Origin of the sequence: Parabacteroides sp. AF21-43, from assembly GCF_003635435.1 — a bacterium.
GTDB classification, from domain to species: domain Bacteria; phylum Bacteroidota; class Bacteroidia; order Bacteroidales; family Tannerellaceae; genus Parabacteroides; species Parabacteroides distasonis.
Genome location: NZ_QTMG01000008.1, coordinates 19,393 through 32,011, shown reverse-complemented (window position 1 = coordinate 32,011; position 12,619 = coordinate 19,393). Strand labels below are relative to the sequence as shown.

At 44.1% G+C, this 12,619-nt stretch carries 7 protein-coding genes; 3 read left to right on the top strand and 4 right to left on the bottom strand.

Annotated features, from left to right (window positions below; translation table 11 throughout):
- Window positions 1-13 precede the first annotated feature (13 nt).
- The 4 genes from DWX84_RS07755 to DWX84_RS07740 all read right to left on the bottom strand — a co-directional run bounded on the left by DWX84_RS07755 (window position 14) and on the right by DWX84_RS07740 (window position 6,446).
- Complete coding sequence (locus tag DWX84_RS07755; RefSeq protein WP_121962691.1) at window positions 14-760, bottom strand: tRNA-dependent cyclodipeptide synthase; 747 nt, start codon at window positions 758-760, stop codon at window positions 14-16.
- A complete protein-coding gene (locus tag DWX84_RS07750) occupies window positions 744-1,196 on the bottom strand; it encodes a hypothetical protein (protein WP_005863247.1) in 453 nt (150 codons plus the stop codon). The genes DWX84_RS07755 and DWX84_RS07750 overlap by 17 nt, the downstream gene beginning before the upstream one ends.
- Complete coding sequence (locus DWX84_RS07745) at window positions 1,171-2,619, bottom strand: sodium:solute symporter (protein WP_005863249.1); 1,449 nt, start codon at window positions 2,617-2,619, stop codon at window positions 1,171-1,173. The genes DWX84_RS07750 and DWX84_RS07745 overlap by 26 nt, the downstream gene beginning before the upstream one ends.
- A gap of 236 nt (window positions 2,620-2,855) precedes the next feature.
- Window positions 2,856-6,446 carry a DUF6383 domain-containing protein gene (locus DWX84_RS07740; RefSeq protein WP_121962693.1) on the bottom strand — a complete coding sequence of 1,197 codons (3,591 nt, stop codon included), beginning with the start codon at window positions 6,444-6,446 and terminating at the stop codon, window positions 2,856-2,858.
- An 857-nt stretch (window positions 6,447-7,303) separates the two neighbouring features.
- Between DWX84_RS07740 and DWX84_RS07735 the strand changes: the two genes are divergently transcribed.
- From DWX84_RS07735 to DWX84_RS07725, 3 genes are all read left to right on the top strand, one after another.
- The gene (locus DWX84_RS07735; protein ID WP_005863254.1) at window positions 7,304-8,179 is read left to right on the top strand and encodes an Rpn family recombination-promoting nuclease/putative transposase; all 876 of its coding nucleotides are present in this window, start codon (window positions 7,304-7,306) and stop codon (window positions 8,177-8,179) included.
- Between the two features lie 282 nt (window positions 8,180-8,461).
- On the top strand, window positions 8,462-9,562 hold the full coding sequence (locus DWX84_RS07730; protein WP_034530110.1) for an efflux RND transporter periplasmic adaptor subunit: 1,101 nt from the start codon (window positions 8,462-8,464) through the stop codon (window positions 9,560-9,562).
- Window positions 9,563-9,573: 11 nt separating this feature from the next.
- Window positions 9,574-12,609, top strand: a complete 3,036-nt coding sequence (locus tag DWX84_RS07725; RefSeq protein ID WP_048927057.1) for an efflux RND transporter permease subunit — start codon at window positions 9,574-9,576, stop codon at window positions 12,607-12,609.
- Window positions 12,610-12,619: the final 10 nt, after the last annotated feature.

Genomic DNA, 12,619 nt, shown 5'->3' with positions numbered 1-12,619 from the left:
GGGGCGGTTCTATCTATAAGGGCGCCCCTTTTGTATTAACCTTAATCATTCTGCCAGTGAGATCCTTCTCCCCCATAATTTCTATATAACCAATATCCTTTTTAGGCACAAGCAAGTCTTTCAAAAAAGTACCGTCATACAAGATTTCCAATAAAGGGGTCATAGGTAAAGGTGAGATTTGATATTGGCACACCGGATCAAAATATAAATGGAAATATAAAATAACCGCCAGTTCGTTCAGTATATAAAGAGAAGCTAGATCATAATCAGAAGAGTCGATCCTTGCAAAACGAAAACCTTCCGGCAACCGCCTGTTACGTTCTAGAATCTGCTTGATAACTTCCCGCCGAAAAAGGATTTCAGTTCCATATAATAATCTAAGTCTTTGCAATAAAGTCTTGAATCGAGGCTCTAAGGCTACCGCTTTCCAAGAAAGCAATCGAACATTGTCATAGTCACCTTTCTTGATAACCCTTTCTATGAATCGATACTTTATATCGCCTATTTGCAAAGCTTTCGCACAAGCCTCTTTTCGTTCCAAACCTTTAGAAGCCATAAAAGTGTACATTTGTATCTCATCGGCTATTAATACATAAACAGATTTGACATTTACCTTGCACCAATCAAACAGAGCAATCAAAGTCTTCTCTGAAAATAAACGAGAGCAAATACTCACTCCTAAAAAAGCATTCGATTCCGAATACGGATATATTCGTTCTATATAGCAAGACTCCAATCGTCGCTCATACAAGAGGCTCATAAGTATTTCTTTTAATCCACTCTCCTAAAACAAGAGGGAACATAACAACCACTGATTCAAAAATAAATATCAATACACTTTGCTGCATCGGAACACAAGCTTTCTCGAATACTTCAGATCCATCAACAAGAAAATAGTTATACAAATAAAATGCATCAACAAGAAAAAAGAACAAAAAAACAACCGGCAGCAAATAATAAGAAATGGAGACAAGCCTATATAAAAAATAATAGTTAAACAGTTTCTTACAAGAAGACCGCTTCATAAAATCCCCCAAACAACTGCAATCCGAAAGCCCATCTAAGGGCTGTTTTTCAAGGTATTCCCTTACTTTTCGCATATTCGTAGATTTCATCCATTTACATAACAATAGGAATCCTCCTAAAGCTGAAACCATTAGTTCGAAAATCTCACCTTTTGTTAACTCCAGTATCATAACCTTCTCCTTTCTTAATAAAAAACCAAGGTATCGCAGAAACCAGAATCGAAACAAGTGGAGCCGACAGATAAACGTATTCCACCGGATGAAAAAGCATCCACACCATCATGCATACAGAAGCCAAGAAACCAGCAGAAAGAGAGAATATCGCATACTTTCTCATCCGTACACAATCCTTACGGAATATCGCCACGCAAATCGGTATAAGCAATATGATCTGAGCACTATAAACTAAAAAAAACAAATCCAGAACACCCGGTATCACAATACTAACCAAGTAAATGAACAAAGGGCTGATAAGTCCGAATAAATAAACCATTTTCCTTCCATAGCGCAATAAACCCTTCATTTTCTCCGGGTCATTTGTATCTTCTATCGTCTTCAATGAATGTGAAGGATACAATATATCAAAAACAAAAGTCTGTATAGAAGCAATCAATAATGTATCTGCCGTAGACACTAATGCGGCAAAGCAGCCCGCCGCAAACAGAGCAAACGCCCAAGGTTCTTGGAGATAACTCAATAGCAAGGAACCGTAATCATTATTCGAAGGAGCCGTAAAGTCCGGAAAATAATTCAGTAAAACACCCAATGAAATCAACACACACCAAGAGATTCCAATTGAGTAAATAGATTGTGACAATCCTTTCTTTATATCCTTTTGATCTCGCATGGAACAGACTCGTTGCCAAACGGACATATCGATCAACTGCCAAGGTACATTCACCACAATTAATGAAAGGACAAATAACACTGATAAGTTTGAAAATCCCCAATGGTCCGAAGCCAATGTCTCAAGACTCAATACATTCTCATTATGAGATATTAAGAATCCAAAAACGGCAGCAATCCCGACGTATGAAAACCACAATTGCATCTTTTCCGTATCAATAACAGCCTTAAAACCTCCTAGTGCAGTATACGTACACACCACCAGACTCAAACCCAAGATAATATAAATAGAGGAGACATTAGGGAAAAGGACATTAGCGATCTTTATCCCAACCAAGATCTCTATACCATAGGTACCCAAGAATCCGATGATCGATAACAAAGAAGCGAAATAACCGATAAATCGACTATCATAACGATTGGCCAAAAAGCCATGCAATGTTCTCTTTTCCGAATTTTCTATACGAGGAAATACCTTATACAAGATAAAGAAACCCAGCAGCCATGTCAAAGGAGAGATAAAAGCGGCAAGCTTATAAGAATATCCAAAGCTCAAAAACGCAAAGATAGCAGAACCTACACTGATATTCGATGCGGTCAAAGAATCCCTCAACTTCTCTGATGACATTCCTTCCGGATACCAGAAGAAATCACTTGGTTTATTTATCCCCCTAAAGACCCGGAAACCTATCCATAAAGACCATATCACAGGGATAGAAACAAAAAGGTACCACCAACTAAACTGCATATCCTTTAATTTTTAGATTAACAATACAACATATGGAATAAAGTCTTGGCGGCATATACAATGCCAACCAAGACTTATTCTTACCGCCCTCTCTCCTCACGGAGGTAACGACGGATGAACTTTAATTTATTACTTTAGTATTAATATTAATCCATTCCCGCTTGTTCATCCATCACGGAGTACTTGGTTACCCGCACGGGAATGTATTTTCGATTTATTTTATTTCTTTATAAATCTTATTTTACGATAGCCTTAACAGCTTCCTCGCCATCAACAGCCACAGCTACGATACCAGCAGGTACGGCGATTGTAGCGTTATCAGATGTAAGAACAGTCTCTGCGACTACCTTACCTAAGATGTTCGTGATAACTACTGACTTACCGGCTGCGCCTTGAACAGTTACAGTACCGTTGCCAGCGATGATAGATACACCTTCAGCGTTAGCGCCTTCGATAGATGTTACCATATCCTCAGCGTCAGTCTTTTGGTATGCGTTGAAGATCAAAGCACCGTCAGAGCCAGTCTTAGCTGCGCTAAACTCTGAATCACCACGAGTTAATACCAAGCAACCATTCTGCATCTTCAACCATGCGGCGTAAGAAGGAGCGATTGAACCGGCAACGGTCTTATCGAAGCCCTTAGTAGCCTTACCTGTAGAAGCAACGCCTGCCTCGTTATAGATGTTCGACTCGAACAAGAATTCGTTATCAGCACCCTCTTCCGTTACAGCACCAGCCTTATCCGGGTTTACATAGCGGAATGACCAAGTTACGTTCTTGTGGTTGTCACCCTGTAAATTCACGATAAAGTTCTCGCTCTTGCTCTTCTTATAAGCATTGATAATCGTAGCTGTATCCAATGTAGCCGGATCCATGTTCTCAAAACCTTGTGTCAAGACGAACAAGCTGTCACCAGCGTGGATTGCCTTAACAAAACCTACGCGAGTATAACCACCATCGATATCCATATACGGAACCTTCAATTCATGGCCCTTAATAAGGGCAGAGTCGCCAAAGCTTACCAAATACTTACCGTAGTCGAAGCCTGAATGGCCTTGAGTTGCATGAGAGCAATGCGCTGCGTCAACAGGATTACCAGCGTTATCAAAGTGATTATGCTCATACGTACAAGGAATACCCGGAGTACCGGCTTGATCATTGCGAGCGACAGAGATCAAATATTGCGGCTTGATATCGCCATTACCACGGTTAACCCAAGCGGTATCAACGATGAATCCTAATTTACCGTCAGCTTTCTCCTTATTCCAGATACCAGCGTAATCTACATTCTTGTCTGTCAAGTTCTTGTTCCACTCATCCATCAAGTATTCCTTACGGATCTTCTCTACGAAGAACAAGCTATCAGCGGTTTCACTCTCGCCTAACGCAGCGTTGTTGAAACGACGGTACAATGGAGAGTCGTCTTTTGATACGGCGAATGCAGAGGTACGGATCTCTGAATAGAACTTATCATTTAAAGTACCCTCAGTCAAATCAAGAGTATTGTCGTCAACAGATACTTTTACAGATGCATAGTCCCAAGAATTTGAACGAGAAATCGAATTGAATGCTTTTTGTAATGATACAACGCCATCCTTTGCTTTATAAGCATATACATCACCAATTTCACTACCATCCACAATCAAACGATTACCATCCTTATCATAATATGGAGCGCTCGCAATATTACCATTTGCATCGGCGTAATATTTTACTGTGACGGTGGAACCATCCGGTTGCTCATAACTACGAGTTACCTCCTTTGTATTCAGTGCAGCAAAAGTCTTAGCATCAGCAACCTTTTTACCATTTTCCGAAGCAGGGTACCAAGATAATGCGATATCATTGTTACCTTCTTTAACCAATACCTCAGAACGCAAATTAGCTTCTACCAAAGTATAATAATGAGTACCGTCAATGCAATTGTTCTCTTTCAAGAAGAAAGGAGTCGGAACTGATTTCATCATATACTTATTCGCTACACCGTCGAATGAGATATAACGACCTTTTCCGTCAGAAACATAGTAAGCGTTTCTTACCAAACCATCCTTATAACCATATTTGTCATCCTTTGCGATCAAAGTCAAACGGAAGTTCGCTTTCTCTCCATTCTCGTCTACACGAACAATAGAGTCTTTTCCTGCCGGAGTATACAGATATTTATTCAACGCCAGCCCATGCAAATAGTTGAACAAATATGTCTGAACAGAAGCTTCTTCAGCCGTTACATACTTATAACCTAATTTTGTATCCTTAACCAATGCCTCATCAACTTTGATAAAACTCAAAGTATCAGCTACACTACCATTGAAATAGAATACATCATCACTACCTTCCACCGCATAGAATTGAGTCATTTGAGACGGAAGAACACTTGTATTAGAAACATCACTGAACTCACGATTATCAATCGTAACCATAGCAGTAGAAGAAGTGCCATTCTTATCCACTACCCATTGAGCGGCAGGCATATGCTTGAACTCTTGGTTACGAGCCAAATTAGCCCAACCCAAGTTTCCTGCTAAGTTTGCCAAAGCATATAAACCATTTTGTTTGATTTTCGGATTTCCTGCCGAGGCCTTGTACTGTACCAAATATACGCCATCAGGGATCGTAGTAAGCGTCAATCCGGAGAAGTTCGTGCCAAGCTTGACAACTGTTTTCTGAACATTAGCCATAGCTACAGGTGCAGAAGTACCAGTTAGATCTGTCTCATCCGTATTGATAGTCAAGACATTCGTTCCAGCCAATCTAGCCATGTAGATAAACTTATCAGTTTTGGTCGCTAACGTACGAGGGTTTTCTTCATCTTGAATGCTCCAGTAAGAATTGTTGTTATTCTCTTTGATATACTTAGCAAAGTCCGCATCAGTCTCACCTGCATTTTTCGTAAGCTTATAAGCTACCTTCTGAACTTGAATATATAATTCATCTTTAGCTGCGTTATAAGTAAACTTAAAGTAATAAGAACCTTCTTCACGATTGTCCGCTTTGAAAGCATCGTAATTAAGTTGCAAGAACTTACTAGTCTCAGTACCATCATAATAAGCGGTATCAACGACAACATAGGCATCTTGATCCTCACCATCAACCTTCACTTTTTTATCTTTGGCTTGTAAAGTTACCCAATTACCAGCACCACTTACGTCCGTAGCCTTAAGAGGAGTGTCTGTCAACCGATTTGCTTTGCCAGTAGAGACACTAGGGTTCATATTCAAACCAAAGAAAGTAGCAGTAGGAACTGATTGCAATAACGTGTTCAAGTCAGCTGCATCCAAAATCATTGATTCAGGAAAATTCTTAGCAGAGGACAGATCAATAGCTTTAGATGAGCCTAATTTAGCTTTTGTTGTTTTTTCCAAATAAAGATCACCTCCGTTCTTTGCGATATAAACAACAGAGTCTCCCGTGAAATAAGAAACCAACTTATCACCTTCAGCCACCCACTCTGATGCGGTACCGCCCAAAGTCAAAGCTTTCGCACCGACACCAGCCTTATCTGCATCAATAGCTATGGTAGGATCAACAGCAAGCGTTAAACCTGTAGCTTTATTCTCAAAAGAATAAATATCTCTACCTAGAGTGTTCTTCTTTGCAGAAACAGTCCAAGTAGCACCATTTAAGCCCTTTAATTCCCAATCATTAAGATCGGCAGGAGTACTGGTTAGGCCCAATTTCCCAAAGTTAGTCCCCGTTAAAGCTGACAAATTATCAGTGCCAGACTTCAACAAGATCGCATCCCCTTTTTTAGCGTCTACAGCTGCCCCTGCCGAGAAAGCAGTCGCAAGCATGGCACTAGCCAAAAGCATAGTAAACTTCTTGTTCATAATTTAAAATTTAATATTAATAATAGTGTTAATTAAGCACTTACCTTCTTCTCGATGGCTAATCGTCATTAGTAAACGACTAGTCTAAACGATCGTCTAAATCTTGCGTTTTTTTAGTGTCGGAACAGGAGGTTTGTTGAAGGAATCGGTTGTTTCGTAAAGGATAACCTATCCTATTGATAAGAAAGAGGATAAGTGATAAAAAAATAGCCCGGAAGGGTTGCAGGTATCGAAGAAACGCGTACCTTTGCAAATGACTAAAAGAATCGATCGTTTAAACTAGTCATTTATACCTTTTATATAATGTACGCATGTACATTATATATGGTATCCATCCATACCGCATAATAAATATAAAATACAAACATTCACATGGTAATCATAGCGAATACCACAAACATATAATTCAATGCTTGTCTAGTGAATAACGGGGCAGTAGAAACTCAGTCGGGATAGGCGTATCTGTTAGCCACGCAAAATTAGGAAGAACTTCGGGCAGTAGCCAATCTTATTTTTTAATACAAAAACAAGGTATCTTTGTTTCATTGAGAAAGTATCCTAAGTTCATTGGCGAAGTATCTTAGGTGCATGGGGCGATGAAACTAAGATACTTTCTTCATGCGCACCTTGTGTGAGTATCAGTGTCGCCATATTATTCACGATACCTAACGGCACTACTGGCGTTGCCTTACACCACCTATCACCATTATATCCCCCAAAAACACGTACGTGTTTTTTTAAAAGCCAAAACTAAGCCTTTCGTATTAAAAAGATTGTATCTTTACAACCGGAAGACAGGATAGCCTGTCTCATTATATATAATCATTCATTATTAATCACTAAAACCTATAAACACTATGGGAAAATTTATCAACCCCTTTACCGATTGGGGATTTAAGCACATCTTCGGGAGGGAAGTAGACAAGGACATATTAATCGAGTTCTTGAACGACCTGTTAGCCGGTGAGCATGTCATCACGGATCTGCGAATCATGAATAACGAGCAAATGCCGGAGACGGCTTTGGAGCGAAAAGTGATATTTGACATTCACTGCGAGACAAGCAACGGGGAGCGGATTATCATCGAGATGCAGAACCGGGAACAGCCCTATTTCAAGGATCGTACCTTGTATTATCTCGCACGATCGGTGGTAGACCAAGGGATCAAAGGGGTATGGGACTATAAATTGGCGGCCGTATACGGGGTCTTTTTCTTAAACTTCACATTGGAGGAGGGAAAAGGAACCGGAAACAAGGGGAAATTCCGAAGAGACATCGTCTTGGCGGACCGGGAGACCAGGGAGGTATTCAACCCCAAGTTCCGCCAGATCTATATCGAGCTTCCCCGATTCAAGAAAGAGGAGGAAGAATGTGAGACAGATTTTGAACGTTGGATTTATGTATTGAAACATATGGATACTTTAGACAGAATGCCTTTCAAGGCACGCAAGGCCATCTTCGAGCGACTGGAACGGATCGGCTCGATGGCAAACCTCACTCCCAAGCAACGGGCGCAGTACGAGGAGGAGTGGAAGATCTATAACGATTATTACAACACCTTGGACTTCGCCGTAGAGAAAGGCCGAAAGAAAGCGATGGAGGAAGGCCGGGCGGAAGGCTTGAAGGAAGGTAAACGATCCATTGCCCTCAACCTAAAGAGGATGGGACTCGGTATAGAACAAATTTCCTCGGCCACCGGCCTTTCCCTTGAAGAAATTGAAGCTCTGAAATAAGAGAGCTGCACGATTGATATCTACTTGAACCGGATTGTATCGTCTATATCAGGTAGATATCAATATGTGGTATTGACACCCTTTCTATCACAGATCAGACTTCCTCCCTAGATTCGTTTTAATTCCCTTATTTTTCCCGTTCTTCCCAATCAGGGATTCATCTCTCAAAAAAATAATATCTTTGATTAAACCTTTTTACGAAAGGGGAGTCTAAACTTGCGTTTAGTTATATATTTTGGAGTAACGAGTGTAAATTATCAGTAAATACCATACGAGAACATGATGACAAAGAGAGCGAAATGGGGAGTTACGGCGGCTATCTTATTAATGATAGCGGGAATGATCGCTTACCCTCAATTGAAAAACAAGTTCAAGGCATCCCAAGATGCCGCTTCCGTCGTACCCACATCGGGCACGAGCCTGCGAAACCAGACACTTAACATCAACGCCGAGGTATTGAAATACCAATCATTAACCGATAAGATCATGAGTACCGGGAGTACCCTTCCGGACGAAGAGGTGGATTTGGCTTTCGAGTCCTCCGGTAAGGTGGTAGCAATCTATTTCACGGAAGGTACCCACGTAAAGGCGGGCGATCTGTTGGCCAAAATCAATGACAAGCCGCTGCAAGCCCAGCTAAAGAAGCTGGAGGCTCAAGTTCCTTTAGCCAAGGATCGTGTCTATCGCCAACGTACCTTGTTGGAGAAAGACGCCGTCAGCCAAGAGGCCTACGAGCAAGTAGCCACCGAATACGAGAAGCTAATGGCGGATATCGAGCTAGTCAAAGCGAATATCGCCCAGACAGAGCTTCGGGCTCCTTTCGACGGGATCATCGGACTTCGCTCCGTGAGTGAGGGCGCATACGTTACCTCCTCCTCTTCCGTAATCGCCAAGTTGACCAAGATATCCCCTTTGAAAATCGAGTTCTCCATCCCCGAGAGCTACGCGGCCGAGGTACAAGACGGAACCCCGATCCTGTTCCGCATGGAGAAAGACGGTATGATGCAGAACTATAAGGCGACCGTTTACGCCGTGGAAAGCAAGGTAGATATGGCAACCCGTACCTTGAAAGTACGTGCCACTTACCCGAATCCGGGCGAGAATATCTTACCCGGCCGTTATACCTCCGTCGAGATCAGCAAGCGGGAGATCAAGGACGCTTTAGCCATCCCCAGCGAGGCCGTTATCCCCGAGATGGGAAAAGACATCGTTTACTTATATAAGAACGGCGTGGCCGAGCCTCAAGAGATCACGATCGGTATTCGAACCGAGAGCCGTGTACAGGTATTGCAAGGGTTGAATGTGGGCGATACGCTGATCACGTCCGGCGTGATGCAGTTACGTACCGGCATGAAAGTTTCTATTGACAACTTGACTGAATAAGGAGAAGAACGATGGCAAATATTTCAGAAACCAGTATAAACCGGCCCGTACTCTCGACAGTGATGATGCTGGTCATCCTCCTGTTCGGCTTTATCGGTTACCGGTTCCTTGGCGTCCGGGAGTTCCCGAGCGTAGACCAGCCGATTATCTCGGTCAACGTATCTTATCCCGGAGCGAACGCCGACGTGATCATGAACCAGATCACCGAGCCGTTGGAGCAGAATATCAACGGTATCCCGGGTATCCGTTCATTGAGTAGCGTGAGTAGCCAAGGCAGCAGCCGTATCACGGTAGAGTTTGAGTTGTCCGTGGATATGGAGACGGCGGCGAACGATGTACGTGATAAGGTATCTCGTGCCCAACGCTACCTTCCCCGTGACTGCGACCCACCTACGGTATCGAAAGCGGATGCCGATGCCTCCCCGATCATGCAGATCGCCATCCGAAGCAACAAACGCTCGTTGATGGAGTTGAGCGAGATCGCCGAGCTGACGGTGAAAGAGCGCTTGCAGACCATCGAGAACGTGAGTGGCGTGGATATCTGGGGACAAAAACGGTATTCCATGCGTCTATGGCTGGACCCAATCAAGATGGCGGGTTACGGAGTGACCCCGATGGACGTGAAAAACGCCGTCGATAACGAGAACGTGGAGCTTCCTTCCGGTAGTATCGAGGGAAATACGATCTCCTTATCCATACGTACCTTAGGATTGATGCATACCGCCAAGGAATTCAACGATTTAATTATCAAGGAAGACAACAACAACATCGTGCGCTTCAGTGATATCGGACGTGCGGAGGTAGCTCCCGAGGACTTGCGGAGCTTACTGAAGAAGAACGGCGAGCCAATGGTTATGACCGTTATCATCCCCCAACCGGGAGCCAACCATATCGAGATCGCCGACGAAGCCTACAAGCGTATCGAGCAATTACAAAAAGACCTGCCGGAAGATGTCACGATCGAGATGATGTATGACAACACTCGCTTTATCCGGGCCTCTATCAGTGAAGTACAACAGACGATTTACGAGGCTTTCCTCTTGGTCGTATTGATTATCTTCTTGTTCCTCCGCGACTGGCGGGTCACGCTGGTTCCTGTCGTCGTTATCCCCGTATCGTTGGTAGGAGCTTTCTTTGTGATGTATATCTCCGGATTCTCCGTCAACGTATTGACGATGTTGGCGGTCGTGCTCTCGGTCGGTCTGGTGGTAGACGACGCGATCGTGGTGGCGGAGAATATATATGTACGTATCGAGCAAGGCATGTCACCGAAAGAGGCGGGTATCGAAGGATCGAAAGAGATCTTCTTCGCCGTGGTATCTACCACGATCACCCTGATCTCCGTATTCTTGCCGATCGTGTTTATGGAAGGTATGACGGGGCGCTTATTCAAGGAGTTCAGTATCGTGATCGCCGGTTCGGTCGCTATCTCCTCGTTCGTGGCCCTTACGTTTACACCGATGTTGGCTACCAAGCTATTGAAGAGGAGAGAGAAGAAAAACTGGTTCTATCGGAAGACCGAGCCGTTCTTCGAGGGATTGAACACGATCTACGCCAAGTCGTTGAACGCGTTCTTGAACCATAAGATATGGTCGATCCCTATCGTTATCCTTCTTTTCGGATCGATCGGGTACTTCTGGAAGAACATTCGTTCCGAGTTATCGCCTTTGGAGGACCGTTCCATGATCTCCGTGAATATGCGCGGGCCGGAAGGGGCTACCTTCGAGTTTATCCGCGACTACGCGGACCGTATCGAGCAAATAGCCGACTCCATCGCTCCCGAGAAGCAATCCATCATGACCCGCTCGTGGGAAGGAGGAGGTTCGCTAAACCTCATATTAAGCGATATCAAGGAACGGGAACGCTCGCAGATGGAGATCGCCGAGACCTTGTCGAAAGAAGTCCGCAAAGAGACCTTGGCCCGCGCCTTCGTACAACAGCAATCCACCTTCGGCGGACGCCGGGGCGGTATGCCTATCCAATACGTACTGCAGGCCCCGACCTTGGATAAACTGCAAGAGTTCCTGCCTACGTTTATGCAAAAGGTGAACGAGAGCCCGGTCTTCCAGATGGCGGACGTGAACTTGCGCTTCACCAAGCCGGAGGCACGTATCGAGATCGACCGGGATAAGGCTTCCTTATTGGGCGTCAGCACCCGGAATATCGCCCAGACCTTGCAATATGCGTTGAGCGGACAGCGTATGGGCTACTTCTATATGAATGGTAAGCAATACCAGATATTGGGCGAGATCAACCGCCAGCAACGAAATACCCCTGTCGATTTAAAATCGATCTATGTACGTAGTAACAATGGGGAAATGATCCAGCTGGATAACTTGGTTAAGGTTACGGAAAACGTGGCGCCGCCCCAATTGTATCGCTATAACCGTTTCGTATCGGCGACGGTTTCCAGTGGATTGAATAAAGGATACACGATCGGCGATGGTCTGGACGAGATGGATCGTATCGCCTCGGAGGTGCTGGATGGTAGCTTCCGCACCGCTCTTTCCGGCGAGTCGAAAGAGTTCCGTGAGAGTTCTTCCAGTTTGATGTTCGCCATGATCTTGGCCTTGCTGATGATTTATTTGGTGTTGGCCGCCCAGTTCGAGAGTTTCAAGGACCCGTTGGTAGTGATGTTCACCGTGCCTTTGGCTATCGCCGGTGCGCTGATGTTCATGAGTTATTCGGGTATCACGATGAATATATTCAGCCAGATCGGTATCATTATGTTGATTGGTTTGGTGGCGAAGAACGGTATCTTGATCGTAGAGTTCGCCAATCAACGGCAAGAGTCGGGACTTAGTTTGCCGGAAGCGATCCGATCGTCCGCGACCCAGCGTCTGCGCCCGATCTTGATGACTAGCGTATCCACCATCCTCGGTTTGGTGCCATTGGTATACGCTACGGGCGAGGGTGCCCAAGGGCGTATCGCCATGGGCGTAGCGGTAGTAGGCGGAATGTTGGTATCGACCTTCTTGACCCTGTTTATCGTACCGGCCATGTATTCGTTTATATCCACCAACCGAAAAAAGAACATTACTGAATAATAAATAAACA